We start from the raw sequence: 17537 nt of genomic DNA on the forward strand, positions 1-17537 counted from the left end.
TCTCCACTTTTTAAAATGAACCATTATTCATCTTCTTTTTTCTTTTTACTAGCAAATAATCCAGCACTTGCTGCTGCTAATATTGATGCTACACTGAATGCACCACTTACACCTGTTTTCACGTTCGTGTTAGACGTTTTGTTGCCATCTTTTGAACTTGAATCCTTTTGAGTTTTTTGATTATTCAAAGTTTTTGTTTCTACTTTTATATTATTATCAGATTTATTACCCGGATTATTAACTATATTGTTGCCACCATTATAGTTTGGTTTCTCTGGATCTTTTGGATTCTCTGTTTCTGGTGTATTTGGCTTACCTGGTTTATTTGGTTTTTCTTCACCTGGCTTGCTTGGTTCTTCCGGTTTTTCCTCGCCTGGCTTACCTGGTTCGTTTGGTTTTTCTTCACCTGGTTTACCTGGTTCATTTGGCTTTTCTTCGCCTGGTTTACCTGGTTCATTTGGTTTTTCTTCGCCTGGTTTACCTGGTTCATTTGGTTTTTCTTCGCCTGGTTTACCTGGTTCATTTGGTTTGTCTTCACCTGGTTTACCTGGTTCGTTTGGTTTGTCTTCACCTGGCTTGCTTGGTTCTTCTGGTTTTTCTTCACCTGGTTTTCCTGGCTTTTCAGGATCTTTGTCACCTGGTTTACCTGGTTCTTCTGGATCCTTATCGCCTGGTTTGTCTGGGTTTTCTGAATCCTTGTCTCCTGGTTTGTCTGGGTTTTCTGGATCCTTATCGCCTGGTTTATCTGGGTTTTCTGGATCCTTATCGCCTGGTTTATCTGGGTTTTCTGGATCCTTATCGCCTGGTTTGTCTGGATTTTCTGGATCTACTGGTGGGATTTCACAGACATTTTTAGTTCCGATTTCTATAATCTTATCTTGTTTTTCTGTGATTGTTTTAGTAGTCCTATCAACTTCTTTGCTGTTTTCAATCTTAACAGTAGTTTCAGTTTTTCCTACAATACCTTCTTGGATAACATTAGTCTTTCCAGCTTCAAGGTTTGGATTTTCTCTGATGATGATATCAAAAGCTTGTTCGCTTTCATATGTGAATTCGCCTTCAGTCTTAGAACCATACTCTACAACCTTATTCTTTGGTTCAGTTCTTTCTTCTTTGACTTCAAGTTTACCTGTTTCCTTGTTGAAAGTAGTTGTATATTTTACAGAACCCTTAGAACCTTCTTCGATAACTTTTGTTTCGCCTTCTTTAAGTTCTGGATTGTGTCTATACTCAGTGTCGTGACCTAATTCAACAGTCTTCTCAACAGGTTTAACACCAATTCTTACTACCCTATCTTCTTTTTCGGTTATAGTTTTAGTAGTTTCTGTTGGGTCTCCTACTGGCTTAGAGTCCTTAATCTTTTGAGTAATTGTAACTTTTTCCTTACCTGGCTTACCTTCTTTTTCAATTACTTGGCTACCAGCATCAAGATTTTCATCATAGATTACCTTTGTTTCATAAGGGATTTCTCTTTCGATAGTCTTTGTAGTTTCACCTTCAGTAGAGTCAGTAGGTTTTGTACCTACACGAACTATGTGTTTCTTAGGCTCTAGAGTTACTTCTTCGCTAATTTTCTTAGCTTCACCATCTGGCTTGCCATTTTTAATGTTTTGTTCATATTTTGTAGTCTTAGAACCTGGTATTCCTTTTTGTTCTACTTCACTTTTACCTTTTTCTAAGGTGTCATCCTCGATAATTTCTACTTCAAATGGAATTGGGCAAGTCTTGCTGTATTCGTATTTACCTGTGAAGTCTTTTGTACCTACAATAACTTTTTGCTTAGCCTTCGTTACCACTTGTTCTGTAGTTTGTTCTATCTTACCTGTTTCTGGGTTGTATTTATCAACTACCTTAGTTTCTACTTTACCTGGTGTTAACTCGCCAGTTTCTACTACTCCTTTGTCTTTTGTATCATCGTATACATATTCGATTTCAACTTCCACATCTTTAGAATAGTTGTTTTCTGGAGTTTCTACCTTTGTTCCTACTTCGATAATGTGCTTCTTAGCTTCTACCCTATTGGATTCAACTTTGAGCAAGTCACCATCTGGTGCACCATTTTTAATCTTTTGGTTAAATTCTATATCATAGGAACCTTGGACACCTTTTTGAATTTCTTTGCTAGTTCCAGCTGGAAGTTCACTGTTATATCTAACTTCAACTTCAAATGGAATTTCAAAGTGTTCAGTGTGTTTTACTTCACCTGTAAAGTCCTCGTCACCTACAAGGATAACTGCCTTTTTAGGCTCTTTAACTGTTTTGTATTCTGATGTTTCTGTTATTTGAGAATTTTCAATAGTTAGAGTTCTTTCTCTTAGGCCGCTTTCTCCAGTTTGTGGCACTCCACCAACTTCGTTGTACTTCCATTCACCCTTTTTAAGTGATGGGTCTTTTCTAACTTCAACTTCAAATGGAATTGTTTCTGTTTCCTTGTATTGGCCATTAGTTTTAGAGCCTATTCTTAACTTTCTAGTAACTGGATCTTTTGTTACTTTAGTTTCTCCACGGTTTTCTTCGCCTGCTTCACCATTTGTAATTGTTCTTGTAATCTTAGTTTCTTGTTCACCAAGCTCACCCTTTTGGTCTTCTACGATTTGGTTTGGAGCTAGGCTTGGATCAACTATGATTTCAGTTTCAAATGGAACTGGGTCTTTGTCCACATATTCAACTGTGCCAGTAAAGTCTTTATCACCTACTTCGATAATTTCTTTAACTGGTGTTTTTATTATTGATGGTTCAGAAGTATTTGTCACCTTAGAGTCTACTATAGTAAGTGTATATTTTTCTTCTCCAGCAACACCTTCTTGAACAACTTTATACTCACCCTTTTTAAGGTTTGGATTTACTCTAACTTCTACATCATATGGAATTTTGTTGGTATATTCATGTGTTCCATTAGATTTTGCAGCACCTACTTTTACAATTCTCTTAGATGGAGCCTTAGTTTGTACTGGGTCTCCTTCTTTTGAGTCTGTAACTTCTCCATTTTTAATTGTGTGAGTTACTGTTGTTTCTTCCTCTCCAAGTTCACCTTTTTGGATAACTTCTGTTGTACCTGGTTCTAAAGAATTATCTACAATATATTCTATTTCAAATTCAATAGGGCTTGTCTTCTTAGTTTCGAAAGTTCCTGTAAAGTCTTTTTTACCAACTTTAATTACTGCGTTTACTGGTTTTGTTTCTACAACTTTTGGTTCTCCAACGACTTTAGAGTTTACAATTGTCCAAGTTGTAATTCTTTCTCCTACTTTACCTGGAGTTACTTCTCTATATTCTCCTGCTTTTAATTCAGGATCATATTCAACGGTGTACTCAAAAGGAATTTCTTCCTTATGTTGATGAGTTCCGTCGGTCATAGAGCCCACTCTAACCACCCTATCTTCCGCTGGTGTTTCAGATATAAGTTTTTCTTCAGTTGATTTCTGTTCACCATTTTCAAAGTGTTGAATAAATTCCTTTGTACGCTCTCCTACCTTACCTGGTTTATCTACCTTCATAGTGCCAGCTGGGAGAGTATCATCAAATATCACTTCAGTTTTAAAAGGAATTACTTCCTTAATTTCGTTCTTGAATTCACCAGTGTATTTGTTGGTACCGACTATGATTTCTTGAACAGGAGGTGTAACGACTGTTTCTTCAACAGATTCTATCTTTCCAGTTTCAGGGTTGTATTTGTTAGTTACAACTGTCTTGACTTTACCTGGAGTGAACTCACCTGTTCTAGCTTCTGTAACATCTAAGTTAGGATCAAAGGTATATTTAATAGTAACATTTACATCACTTTCTACTCCAACAGAGTTTTGGGCAGGTTTAGTACCTACTTTGATTACATGTTCAACAGGTTCAGTCTTTGAAGTTTCTTCTGATTTTAGTTCGCCATCAGCTTCGCCATTTTTAATAGCTTGAGTATATTTAGTTGTTTTTGAGCCTGGTACACCTTGAGTTACTAATTCACTCTTACCAGCTTCTAGAGTTTCATCTTCAATAACTCTTACAGTAAATGGAATTTTTTCTGTTACTTCGTGTGAAAATTCGCCTGTAAAGTCTTTTCGTCCCACTCTAATCACAGCATCAACTGGATTAGTTGTTTCTACACTTGGCTCTCCAACTATTTCAGAGTTTTTGATAGTCCAAGTAGTTTTCTTTGTTCCTTCTTTTCCTTCTACATCTATTACATATTCACCAGATTTTAGTTCTGGATCATAAGAGATGTTGTATTTGAATGGAATCTTTTCTTCGTAGGTGTGGGTACCTTCAGTATTTCTACCTACTTTGATGATTCTATTTACAGGTGCTTTTGTTTGAGTATATTCGCCTTCTTCAGTTTTAGTTACTTGGCCATCTTCTATAGTAAGGGTATTTGTTCTAGTTTTTTCGCCAAGTTGTCCTTCTTGAGTTACTTTTTGTTCACCTGGTTTTAGGCTGTCATCAAATTCTATAATAGTTTCAAATGGTACTTCAACTTTTTCTGTTACTTCGTGAGTACCGCTATTTGTTCCCTTACCAACATTGATTATTGCATCTTCTGCTGGGACTTCTGTTACAGTAGGTTCGCCATCAACTTTAGAGTTTACAATCTTCCATGTTGTAGTTTTAGTTCCAACCTTACCTTGTTTTACAATTTCGTATTCACCTTTTTTAAGGGTGTCGACTTCTCTGACTGTATATCCAAATGGTAATTCTTCAACGTGTTTAAACTCATCTACAAAGTCTTTGCTACCAACTTCGATAACAGCATCTTCTGGATCAATTGTATCTTCTTTGGTATCTACAATCTTTGAGTCCCTTATAGTATAGGTGGTTTTTTTGCTTCCAGCCTTACCTTTAAGCTCAACACCGTTAACTTTTTTGTATCTCCACTCGCCCTTTGCTAGGTCCTCTACAACTTCGACTTTTGTTTCAAATGGAATTTCTTGCTCATGAACAATGGTATTTTTTGTACCTGAAGCTATAAATTGTACTTCTGTTACCCTTGTGCCTTTTTCTGTAGCTCCATCATAATAATGAGCAGTTACAGGTACGTTTAATAAAGCTCCGTCAATATTTTCCCCATCTGGAACAGTTGCTGTCACTTTACCTGTGTTTTCATCTATTGAAACTTGCCAAATATTGCCTTTATCATCTGTGTAGGCATTGGTATTAAGGGTAAATTTAGTTGGTCTTCTGTTAAAAGTATCTTCATCGTTTAGAATAACATCAGAAGAAAGCACATCTCCTGCCTTACCTGCTTTTGCATTGTAGCGAGGAGTCATATTGGCTCTTTCTTTAATGATAAATTCAGCAAATGTTTCGTCGGTGATGTCCTCATCTGGTTGTTTTGGATCATTATAATGGGCAACTACTGGGACAAAAAGCTTTTCTCCACCATTAAAGTTACCGTCTTCTTTTGGCTTGGCAGTTACTTGGCCAGTTTTTTCATCAATAGAAACAGTCCATTCATTGCCGTGGTCGTCCTTATAATCAAAACCATCTTTTATAGAGTAACTTGAAGGGCTTAGCTTCTTTTCATCTTCAGAAATCACTGGTAGTGAGGTCTGTTCTTCTGATGGGAAATTTACTTTAGCCTCATACTCTGGTTTGTTTAATGTTGATTCCTGAACAACAAAGTGGAACCAGCGTGTATCTGTTGAGCCATTTGTATAGGTATATTCAACAGGTAGGGCTATGGTATCTCCAGCTTTGGCATTTTTTGGCGCAGTTATGTCAAAATATGATATATTGTCAGACTTACCATCAATAACCCATCTCTTGTCCTTGTTTTCTTCCTTCATCAATTCATCGTAAGATATTCCTAATTCTCTTGCGATTTTTTTATTTGCTGCTATAAGGTATTCTTCCTTAAGTTTTCCTGTGGCTTCTCCTGCTTTATATGCAGCATCCATTTCTGCACCAGTTTTTTGAGTTCCACCAGGTGTACTTGGATCTAAAATTTTTATAGTAGCTTTTTTCCCAGGACCTACACTTGTAGAATCGTTTGGATCAATTTTATTTCCTTTTTCATCTTTGAATTCTTGATCATAGTATCTAGTGTCGTCAAGGTTTAGGCTAAAGTCACCAATAAGATTGTAATGGTCGTAGCGGTCGATGCCTTGCTTGTCTATTGTAACATTAGTTCCCTTATGGTTGATGGTAGCAGATCCTGCACCTGTTTCTGTGTAAGTTCCTGTTTCACCAAAATCATCTGGTGTGTTGGCTATATTGATAAATTCTTCTGCTGTTCTTGGGCGGGCAAAAAATTTGACATCTAGGTGTGTTAATCCCTTATAATCTGGATCTTTAGCAAAGATAGAATCTTCATTTACTACATACTTGCCACCCTCTAATTTTAGAGCGCCTGCTGGCATCTTTACATGTACCTTGCCCTTATCGTCAATATAGGCACTAGCCTTTGGCACAACTTTGCCAGTTACTGGATGGTAAACTTGGCCAACTAATCTTTCTTTAGCGCTTTCATCTATATTTTCTACCTTAATACCAGTGTCAATATCTTGACCTTTGACGAAGACTTTTTCATTGTATTCGCCATTGAGTTTCATTAGCTTAAGTCTGTCATTTTCATTTGGCCATGGATTTACCTTGTAAGCTAAAGCGAAGTTATTTCCAAAAAACTTAACACCTGGGTTTTCTTTAGTGTAGTTATCCTTCATACCAAAGGAAGTATAAAGATTGTCCTTATTATTAATATGCTTAAGGGTATCTTCGCTAGCTACATAGTTTAAATTTATTTGTCGTCCACTAGCAGTTACTTCTCCATTTTCACCCGGTTTAAATGTTACCTTAGGGGATTCAGAAGTTAATCCTTCTCCCACACCCATCATAGGCTTTTCACCTATTTGTGCTGGTATAAGACCAGAATCTGTAACAGAAATACTAGTATAGGTCCTTTGACCAGTCTTCTTGTCTATGGTAATTTGGTAACCATATTGGGTTAAACTAGGCGATTGTGAACCTGGGTTATTAAGTTGGAATTTAAAACCGTCTTTTTCTACCTTCGCATCAGTTTTAACGAAATTTTGGTTTGTATCTCCAGGTTGAAGATCTGTTGTCCTATAACGTTCACTGCCGTTATAGTCTTTGATTTTCTTTTCATCATTGCTATAGTTTGTCTCAGTTGAAGCTGATGCCTGCTGCCTAGATGGAGCATTAGCCTCAGACATTTCAAGGGCCGGACTCACTTCTTCGGTCGTATTTGTGCTGTAAGTTTGAGCTCTTACTGGTTGTTCTTTGCTTTTTCTTTTTGTACTTTGAGCATTTGTGGTGCTTTCACTTACATTGGTCGTTTCTACATCATTAACACTAGCTTCAGAAGATCTAGTATTGTTAGTTTCAGTATTGCTTGCACTATCATTGCTTATAACGATAGTTTCATCGTATACACCGTCTAGTTCGTCTGCAATATATGACGGAACACTATCAGCATATACTTCATTAGTATTCCCCATAAGGCCAAATCCACCAGCAATAATAGTAGCACCCAAAAGTGCCTTTTTGATGGTTTCATTGGACAAAGGAATTATAGATTTTTTATTATTAATCACTTTAAACTCCTAATCTCTTGTATATATTATAGCTACATATTTGTTACATATTATACTGTTTTGCTTATATTTGACAATAGAAATATAATGGTTTTAATAAAAAACTTATTGGTATTATTACTTCAACATTCCATTTCTTATGCCAACATTTTAAATATCAAAAAAGCCCCACATTTGGGACTTCTATCTTAGATCGTCTAGTATATCTACAACCTTATTTAATTGGTGGATGGTATAATCAATCCTTATGCCTATATCATTGTCTAAATCTTTTGGATTGTACCAAATGTTTCTAATACCTGCATTGTTCGATCCAAGCATATCTGATGTGAGAGAATCACCTATTAGGATGTATTCATCTCTATTTTTTGATCCAATATTTTCAAATACTAAGTCAAAGTATTCTAGGCTCGGCTTATCATAGCCCAAGTCTTCTGATATAAAGACCCCATCAAAGATTTTATCTAGACCAGAGTTTTTGAGCTTACCTGATTGGGCGACTTTGGATCCATTGGTTACAGCGTATTGCTTGTAGTCTTTGCCTAATTTTTGGAGAACTTCTTCGGCATAGTCGTTGAAAAATACTTGTTTGCCTAGTTCTTCTTGGTAAAAGAGATTAAAATCATTTACCAATCTATCATCATAGGCTATGTCATAGAGGTCAAAGAATTCCTCAAACCTCTCCGTCAAGATTTCTTCACGAGTCTTCTCTCCTTTTTCCAGCATCTTCCAATATTTATCGTTTATATTTTTGTAAACATCTAGGGCCTTTTCATCGTCTATATCTAGGCCAAATTTATCAAAACCCTTGGTCATAGATGCCCTTTCTGCCAAGTCGAAGCTTAAAAGTGTATTGTCAATATCCCAAAGTAAATATTTTATCAATTGCTTATCCTTTCTAGAATGAAATTTTGAATACTAAGGCCAATATAGTTATGGTAATAGCTATCGGCACATATACATACTTACCTATTTTATACCACTTTTGTCCATAATTTCTTTTGGCAGATAAATTTATCTCCGCGAGGAGCTTATCTTTTTGCAAGACATAGAACCAAGTGATAGCTCCAATTGATGCTCCTATAGGTATGATGTAGATAGAAACTATATCCATATATGGACCAAAGGAATCTATGGTTTCAAGATTGATACCAAGTAGAAATACTAGAAGACCTAGGCTAATAAAAACTGTTTTTCTAGTAAGTTTTTCAAACCTATGGGTCATTGATTCAGCTATTACTTCAAACATATTTTGCAAAGATGATATGCCTGCAAATACTACAGCTAGATAGAGTATGATTGCAAATATTCTCCCAAATCTTATGTTATTTAAAATAGTAGGCAGGCTTACAAATAGCAAGGCTGGGCCAGCCAGCTTATCCATAGCAAATACACTTACTGCAGGAATCATAACACATGATGATATCAGACCAGCCATAGTATCTAAAAATCCAGTTTGAACTGACGATTCTACTATGTCTTCATCCTTGTCTATATATGCACCAACTACAATCATGCCAGATCCTGTTATAGATAGGGAGAAAAACGCTTGGCCCATGGCATTTACAATAGTTCTTATGTTCAAATTGTCTGGATTGTAGGCGAACATATTTTTATATCCGTCTAGGGCATGTGGTAAAGTCGCTACCTTTATTGCTAGTACTAAAAATAATATAAAGAATGTTGGCATCATTATCTTGTTTGTTTTTTCTATGGAAGAAGCTCCACCAAAACAAGTTAAAAGTGTGATTATAATTATTAGAATGTGATAGATTACTACAGAATGTTCTCTGTTAGCAAAACTTTCAAACCAAATATCTGAAGATTTGAGGAAAATTTCACCCGTTAGGGAGTCAATAAATCCTTTCAATACATATGCAACTATTATGCTATAGCCTACAGCTATTAAAAATGTCCCTATGAGAGGAATATAGCCTATAAATCTTCCAATATTTTTATTTTTAGATTTAAAAGCATGGTCATAGGCGCCTAAGGTACCTGTCTTTGCCATCCTACCGACTGCGAACTCAGATGATAGGCCTACATAGGAAAATATTCCAGCAAATAATATATAAAATAATAAAAATACTAGGCCTCCCTCTTGGAATTTATATGGGAAACCCCATATATTTGCCATTCCTACAGCAGAACCTACTGCTGATAAGATGAGACCTAGTCTTGATGAAAATTTCTTGTTCATAATTTATTCCTTTAAAGCAACAGTGTTTATAAAGGAATTATATCACAAATATTAATTTATTCAATTAAAAAGATATTTTAAATATCAAAGCTATCAAAGTCAAAACTACCGCTATTGGCACATATACATACTTGCCTATCTTGTACCATCTATCACCATAAGTTTTCTTAGATGATTTGTTTATTTCTGCTAATAGCTTGTCCTTTTTTAGTATATAAAACCAAGTTATAGAACCAATAGAAGCTCCAATTGACATTATATAAATAGACACTATATCCATGTAATGGCCCACCTTGTCTATAGTTTCCATATTTAAACTTATGGCTATTGTGACAAGTCCTATAATTAACAAGGCAAGATTTCGGCTAAGTTTGTCAAATCTGCCGGTTAAAGAAGCTACAACTGGTTCAAACATATTTTGCAAGGATGATATACCTGCAAATATTACTGCCAAATATAAAATGATGGAAAATATGCGTCCAAAGAATATGTTTTGTAGTATTGTTGGTAAGGATATAAATAATAATCCCGGTCCACCCACTTGTTGCATATTAAACACGGATAAGGCTGGTATCATGACACAAGAGGCTATCAAAGCTGCCAATGAATCATAGATGCCAGTTTGCTTGGATGAATTCATAAGATCTACACTATCGTCTGTATATGAGCCTACAGTCACCATAGCAGCTCCTGTTAAGGATAGGGAGAAAAATGCCTGACCCATGGCTGCTATGATGGTGTCTAGATTTAATTTACTAGGATCAAATCTAAACATATATTTGTAGCCTTCTATGGAGCCATCTAAGAATAGTATCCTGATTACTAATATCAAAAACAAAACAAAAAAAGTCGGCATCATTATTTTGTTGGATTTTTCTATGGTTTTTGCCCCACCTATGCAGGTTAGGATAGTGAGTATGATTATTACTATGTGGTAGGCGACTACCCCATAATTCTCACTAGAAAAGCTATTAAACCAATCTTCTGCTGGCATAGTAAAAAGCTGGCCACTTAAAGAATCAATGAATGCTTTTGATACATAGGCTACTATAACTGAATAGCCAATAGCTATGAGAAATAGTGCAAATAGTGGTATGTAGCCAAAAATTCGTGCAATTTTTTTGCCTTTGCCAGCCGATTCAAAGGCAATCTCATATGAACCAAGAGATCCCTTTGGACTCATCCTACCTGCAGCAAATTCACTGGATAGGCCCACGTAGGAAAAAAGTATTACAAAGGCTAGGTAAAATAGCAAGAAGACTAGGCCTCCTTCTTGAAACTTGTAAGGAAAGCCCCAAATATTCGCCATTCCTACGGCTGAACCTACTGCTGTTAATATAAATCCTATTTTTGAAGAAAATTTCTTTTCCATTGTTTACCTCTTATTGAAAAATTTTAATAAAGTATATCACACTTTAAAGCGAAATAAAAGACATAAAAAAAAGGATGCACAGTGCATCCAAATTTTTATATCTGACTTTTGTCAATAATATCTTTCAATGTTTTGGCAGATTTGTCCATGTTTTCCTTTTCTATGTCGGTTAATGGGACTTCTATTACCCATTTTGCTCCATCTTTGCCAATGATAGTTGGAACTCCTAGGTAGATATCATCTAGGCCATATTCGCCTTTTAGGTATGATGATGTCGAATAAACAGAATTTTCATCGTCTATTATGGCTCTTACTAGGGCTGTCAGTGCCATGCCTATACCATAGAAAGTTGCTCCCTTTTTCTTTATAATCTCATAGGCTGCATTCTTTGACTTTTCGAAGGTATCTAGTAGGGCTTTTTCGTCAAGTTCGCTTTGGTTTCTGACCCATTCGTATATTGGCAATCCACCTATGTTAGTATGTGACCATACTGGAAATTCTGTATCTCCATGCTCACCCATGATGAATGCTTCCACACTTCTTGGATCTATACCGATAAGCCCCGCTATTTCCTTTTTGAACCTAGATGAATCTAGGGTTGTACCAGTTCCTATGACCTTGGATGCAGGAAATCCTGAATATTTCCATGTAGCATAAGTTAGTATGTCAACTGGGTTACTTGCTATTAAAAATATGCCATCAAAGCCACTGTCAACGACTTTTCCTATCATATCTTTGAAGATGGCAAGGTTTTTGTCTACTAGATCAAGTCTTGTTTCGCCTTCTTTTTGGGCGGCTCCTGCAGTAATTACAACAACTTCTGCATCCTTGCAGTCGCTATAGTCAGCCTTGTATATATTTTTAGGTTTAGTGAAGCTTATGGCATCTGTTAAATCCATTACTTCGCCTTCTACCTTATCTTCGTTTATATCAATGATGCCAAGCTCTCTGCCAACTCCAAGTAGTGTAGAAGCATAGGCAAAGGAAGAACCTACAGCACCAGTTCCTATTAGGATTATTTTGCTATCTTTCATATTAACTCCTTATCTTTTCTAAAAAGTTCTACAATATATATTTAACCATATCTGACCTTAGATAACAATTATCACTATCATTTATAGGATTTATAAATTAAAAAAGAGCTTTTGCAAATAAATCTAGCAATTTGCAAAAACTCATTTTTTTATTTATTGTATTTTTTCTTCATTTCTTCTATATAGGCACCATCTGCAAAATAGTCTATGCCCATGGCTTTTTTGACAGCATCAATCTTTGCTCTTCCTACTTTCCTAGCATCTGCTGTGCCTTTTTCAAGAATAGCCACTACATCATCTATATGGTTTTCATAGTAGGCTCTTTTTTCTCTGATTGGTTCTAATTCTTCTTCCAAAACTTTGATGAGGAATTTTTTGACCTTGACATCTCCAAGTCCTCCTCTTCTGTAGTGGTCCTTGAGTTCGTCTAGGTTCTTATAATCTGGCAAATATTTTTCAAAATGACTGTCATTTGAAAAGACATCTAGGTAGGTAAAGACTATATTGCCCTCTACCTTGCCTGGATCATCGATATTGATATGGTTAGGGTCTGTGTACATGGCCATAACCTTTTTCTTGATGGTCTTCTTATCATCAGCTAGGTAGATAGCATTGCCCAAAGACTTGCTCATCTTAGCATTGCCATCTATGCCTGGCATACGGCGTGCATTTTCATTTTCCGGCAAAACAGCTTCTGGCTCTACAAAAAGATTGCCATAGATGTTGTTAAATGACCTAGAAATCTCTCTGGCTTGCTCTAGCATTGGTTCTTGGTCCACACCAACTGGTACTATATTTGCATCAAAAAGCAAGATATCTGCAGCTTGGCTTACAGGATAAATCAAGAAACCAGCAGGTAGACTTGTTTCGAAATTTCTTAGTTTAATTTCACTTTTAACAGTAGGGTTACGCTCTAGTCTTGATAGGGTGACTAGATTTAGGAAATAAAATGTAAGCTCTGTTAGTTCTTCTACTTGTGATTGAACAAAGATGGTTACTTTTTCTGGGTCAATGCCTACAGAAAGATAGTCCAAGGCAACTTCGATGAGGTTTTCTCTTATCTTTCCAGGGTTATCAAAGTTGTCTGTGAGAGCTTGGCTATCGGCAATCATTACATACATCTTGTCAAAATTGCCCTCGTTTTGCATTTTAACCCTGTTTTTTAAGCTGCCTACATAGTGTCCTAGGTGAAGACGACCTGTTGGTCTATCTCCTGTCAAAATTATATTTTTTTCGTCCAAAATATTCTCCTTTTAAAAAAGAGAGGATTAATCCCCTCTATTTATTATCCTTATGGCTTTCTGCTAAATATGCATCTATAAATCCTTGGATATCCCCATCCATAACACTTTCCACATTACCCACTTCGTAGTTGGTTCTGTGGTCTTTTACAAGGGTGTATGGTTGGAATACATAGGATCTAATTTGGCTGCCCCAGGCAATTTGTGTGTATTTGCCTTGGATGTCCTCTATTTTTTCCCTTTGTTCTTCTTCTGCAATTTGAACTAGCTTTGCATAAAGCTGTTTCATTGCTGTTTCCTTGTTTTGGGTTTGGGAACGTTCGGCTTGAGAACTAGCCACAACTCCTGTTGGTATGTGGGTAATCCTTACTGCTGAGTCAGTCTTGTTGACGTGTTGGCCACCAGCCCCACTTGCCCTATAGGTATCTATCCTTAGATCATTGGGGTCGATTTCTACTTCAGTTGTATCATCAAGTTCTGGGAATATATCCACTGATGAAAATGAAGTGTGACGTCTGGCACCGGAATCAAATGGAGAAATACGAACAAGCCTGTGGACTCCCTTTTCTCCTTTGAGATATCCGTAAGCATAGGAACCCTTGATAGCTATGGTAGCTGATTTGATGCCCCCTGCTTCTTCGTTGTTTAGGTCAGTTATTTCGTATTTGAAACCATTTTGGTCAAAATATCTGGTGTACATTCGAAGTAACATAGAAGCCCAGTCGGTTGCCTCTAGCCCACCTGCACCAGCGTTGATGGACATATAAGCATTGTTTTTGTCATATTCACCATCAAGTTGGGTTCTTAGTTTCATAGCAGAAACTTTTTTAGATAGCTCTTTAAGGTCAGCTGCTATTTGATCAAGGGTATTTGTCTCTGCTTCCTCGCTCATCTCAACTAAGTCGATTAAGTCAGTATTATCTGAGATAGCTTCCATTATAGAATTGTAGGAAGAAAGCTCATCTTTTTTGTTTGACAAGTCCGCCATAATTTGTTGAGCTTTTTCACTATCGTCCCAAAAGTCAGCTTGAAATGTTTGTTTTTCTAGAGAATCTACTTCTTTTTTTAGACTTTCTGGGTCAAAGAGAGTCTCCGATTAACTTCATGGTAGCCGATAAGTCTTCAATTGTTTCTCTAAGTTGGTATATTTCTGCCATTATTATTTCTTAACCTTAGATTTTTTAGCTATACGCTCTAGTTTTCTACGTTCAGCTCTGTTAAGGTTTGATAATTGGTCATCTTCACCAGAAAGCTCGTCAGCTGATAGAACTTCTACATCGTTTGAGCCATCATCTGATGGTTGGACTTCCTTGTCTGGAACTAGAACTTGTTTTCTTTGGATATTTTGTCTGATTTCAACATTCATCATGTATCTTACAGTTTCTTCTTGGATTGATCTTGTCATCTCTTCGTACATATCGAAACCTTCGTTAGTGTATGCACGAACTGGGTCTTCGTTACCCATTGCACGAACACCGATTTCTTTTCTCATTTGATCCATTGCATCGATGTGGTCCATCCATTTTTGGTCGATAACACGAAGCATGATTACTCTTTCTACTTCTCTCATGTTTGAAGATCCAAATTGTGATTCTTTGTCTTCGTATTTTGCTAGGGTTGCTTCTGTAATATAGTCAATCAAATCTTGTTGGCTGTAGTTGTTGATGTTTTCAAAATGTAGTTGGGTTACTGGTATACCAAGGCTGTTTAGGTAGTTAAGTAGGGCTACCATTTCCCAGTTTTCTGGTTTTACTTCCGGGTTTGTAAATGTATAAACAGAATCTGCTATAACATTTTTAATCATAGCTATGATAGTTTCTTTCATATCATGACCATAAAGTACATCTTTACGTTCGTTGTAGATTATGGTTCTTTGTTTGTTCATAACATCGTCGTATTGGAGTACTCTCTTACGTGTTGCAAAGTTGTTTGCTTCTACTCTTGTTTGAGCCTTTTCTATAGACCTTGTAACCATTTTTGAAACTATTGGTTCGTCTTCATCAAAGTTTGCACTTTCGATGAATTTGGCAACTTGCTCACCACCGTTTAGTCTGATTAGGTCATCTTCAAGAGATATGAAGAATCTTGATTGTCCTGGGTCTCCTTGACGACCAGAACGACCACGAAGCTGGTTATCTATACGGCGTGATTCGTGACGTTCAGATCCTATGATGTATAGACCACCTACTTCTTTTACTCTTTCAGCTTCTTCTTTTACTTTCGGTCTTATGATATCTTTTTCGTGTCTATATTTTTTGCGAGCTTCTAGGATTTCTTGGTCATTAGTTTCTGCAAAGCTATCTACTTGTTCAAGTAGTTCTTCGCTCATACCATCTCTTTTTAGTTTTTGTTTAGCCATATCATCGACATTACCACCAAGCATAATATCTGTACCACGACCAGCCATGTTTGTTGCTATAGTTACTGCACCAAAACGACCAGCTTCTGCTACTATTGCAGCTTCTCTTTCGTGGTTTTTAGCATTAAGTACTGTGTGTTTGATACCTGCTCTCTTTAGAGCTTCTGATAATCTCTCACTTGCTTCAATTGATATTGTACCTATAAGGATAGGTTGTCCTGTTGGGTGGACTCTGTTGATTTCTTCGATGATTGCTCTGTATTTTCCATTTTCGTTGATATAAACATAGTCAACGTCATCTTTTCTTGCTATTGGTTTGTTGGTTGGGATTTCTACAACGTCAAGGTTATAGATTTCGTCAAACTCTTCTTCCTCAGTCTTTGCAGTACCAGTCATGCCTGATAACTTATCGTACATTCTAAAGTAGTTTTGGAAAGTGATTGTAGCAAGAGTCTTACTTTCTGCTTTTACTTCTACACCTTCTTTAGCTTCTATAGCTTGGTGAAGACCATCTGAGAAACGACGACCTTGCATGATACGACCTGTAAATTCATCTACGATCTCAACTTCGCCATGGTTTACTACATAGTCTATATCTCTATGCATGGTTGTATTTGCCTTAAGAGCATTGTTGATGTAGTGAGATAGCTCTAGGTTTTCACTGTCAGATAAGTTTTCTATACCAAAGAATTTTTCTGCCTTAGCTGTACCTTTTTCTGTAAGGTTAGAAGATTTTCTCTTTTCATCAACTATAAAGTCAACGTCTTCTACTTTGAACTCTCTGTCGAATGGGTCGATTTCTGCATCTTCATTTGGATCTAGGATTCTACCTTCAAGAGTTAGAATAAATTCGTTAGCTTTTTGGTAGGTATCAGTTGATTCATCACCTTGGCCAGAAATAATAAGTGGTGTACGAGCCTCATCTATAAGTATAGAGTCAACCTCATCGACTATAGCATAGTTTAGGCCACGTTGTACCATGTCTTCCTTGTAGATAACCATGTTATCTCTTAGGTAGTCGAAACCAAATTGGTTATTGGTACCATAGGTAATGTCAGCAGCGTAGTTTTCTTGTCTTTCAGAATTGGTTAGACTATAGATGATACATCCAACAGTCATACCAAGGAAAGTATAGATCTTGCCCATCCACTCTTGGTCACGCTTTGCAAGATAGTCGTTAACAGTAACTATGTGGACTCCCTTTCCTGTAAGGGCATTTAGGTAGGCAGGACAAGTCTCAACAAGGGTCTTACCTTCACCTGTCTTCATCTCTGCTATCTGACCATTGTGCAAAACAATACCACCAAGTAATTGAACTGGGTAATGCTTCATATTAAGTACTCTGTCACTTGCTTCACGTACTACAGCAAAAGCTTCTGGAAGCAAATCATCTAGAGTTTCTCCATCTTTTAATCTTTGTCTAAATTCTACTGTTTTGTTTCTTAATTCTTCGTCACTAAGACTTTGCATTTTTTCATCTAGGGCAAGAATTTTGTCAACAACCTTCATATTGTTGTCTATTTCTTTTTGACTAAATGACTTAAATAGGTTAAATATTGCCAAATTTTTCACTCTCCAATTTTCTAATCATCTTAGGCTCATGGCTTTAGCTATTAACCATGAGGGTAAAAATAATCAAATTATTTCACTAATATATTAAATGAAAACTTTTATTTTGTAAAGTTATTAGATAATATACTAGCTTATGTTCTTATTCATATAAAAAACGCAGTGAAACTTAAGCCACTTAAGAGACTGCGTAATCTATAATTATATAAGTAATTACTGTTTAC

8 protein-coding genes are annotated in these 17537 nt (G+C 36.4%); all 8 read right to left on the reverse strand.

What is annotated here, in order from left to right; genetic code table 11:
- Positions 1-23: 23 nt before the first annotated feature.
- Positions 24-7538, reverse strand: a complete 7515-nt coding sequence (locus QNH69_RS08575; protein ID WP_282930063.1) for a G5 domain-containing protein — start codon at positions 7536-7538, stop codon at positions 24-26.
- 183 nt (positions 7539-7721) lie between these two features.
- Entirely contained in the window at positions 7722-8423 is a 702-nt protein-coding gene (locus tag QNH69_RS08580; protein ID WP_282930064.1) for a YjjG family noncanonical pyrimidine nucleotidase, read from the reverse strand.
- 13 nt (positions 8424-8436) lie between these two features.
- The gene (locus tag QNH69_RS08585; protein ID WP_282930065.1) at positions 8437-9738 is read right to left on the reverse strand and encodes a sodium-dependent transporter; all 1302 of its coding nucleotides are present in this window, start codon (positions 9736-9738) and stop codon (positions 8437-8439) included.
- 64 nt (positions 9739-9802) lie between these two features.
- On the reverse strand, positions 9803-11110 hold the full coding sequence (locus QNH69_RS08590) for a sodium-dependent transporter (protein ID WP_282930066.1): 1308 nt from the start codon (positions 11108-11110) through the stop codon (positions 9803-9805).
- Positions 11111-11205: 95 nt separating this feature from the next.
- Positions 11206-12144 carry an L-lactate dehydrogenase gene (locus tag QNH69_RS08595; protein WP_282930067.1) on the reverse strand — a complete coding sequence of 313 codons (939 nt, stop codon included), beginning with the start codon at positions 12142-12144 and terminating at the stop codon, positions 11206-11208.
- A gap of 149 nt (positions 12145-12293) precedes the next feature.
- A complete protein-coding gene (gene trpS, locus QNH69_RS08600) occupies positions 12294-13385 on the reverse strand; it encodes a tryptophan--tRNA ligase (protein ID WP_044565982.1) in 1092 nt (363 codons plus the stop codon).
- A 37-nt stretch (positions 13386-13422) separates the two neighbouring features.
- Positions 13423-14542, reverse strand: a protein-coding gene (gene prfB / locus QNH69_RS08605) for a peptide chain release factor 2 (protein WP_282930068.1) whose coding sequence is annotated in 2 segments (ribosomal slippage) — positions 13423-14466 and positions 14468-14542 — 1119 coding nt in all. Because the reading frame shifts where the segments join, the coding sequence is not laid out codon by codon here.
- A 2-nt stretch (positions 14543-14544) separates the two neighbouring features.
- Positions 14545-17307 carry a preprotein translocase subunit SecA gene (gene secA, locus QNH69_RS08610; protein WP_282930069.1) on the reverse strand — a complete coding sequence of 921 codons (2763 nt, stop codon included), beginning with the start codon at positions 17305-17307 and terminating at the stop codon, positions 14545-14547.
- Between the last annotated feature and the right edge of the window lie 230 nt (positions 17308-17537).

This window comes from Anaerococcus sp. Marseille-Q7828 (assembly GCF_949769285.1).
In the GTDB taxonomy this organism is placed as follows: domain Bacteria; phylum Bacillota; class Clostridia; order Tissierellales; family Peptoniphilaceae; genus Anaerococcus.

Bases quoted from the DNA above. Each gene is read 5' to 3' on its own strand.
- QNH69_RS08585 (WP_282930065.1), bottom strand. From the start codon at position 9,738: ATGAACAAGAAATTTTCATCAAGACTAGGTCTCATCTTATCAGCAGTA.
- QNH69_RS08590 (WP_282930066.1), bottom strand. From the start codon at position 11,110: ATGGAAAAGAAATTTTCTTCAAAAATAGGATTTATATTAACAGCAGTA.
- QNH69_RS08595 (WP_282930067.1), bottom strand. From the start codon at position 12,144: ATGAAAGATAGCAAAATAATCCTAATAGGAACTGGTGCTGTAGGTTCT.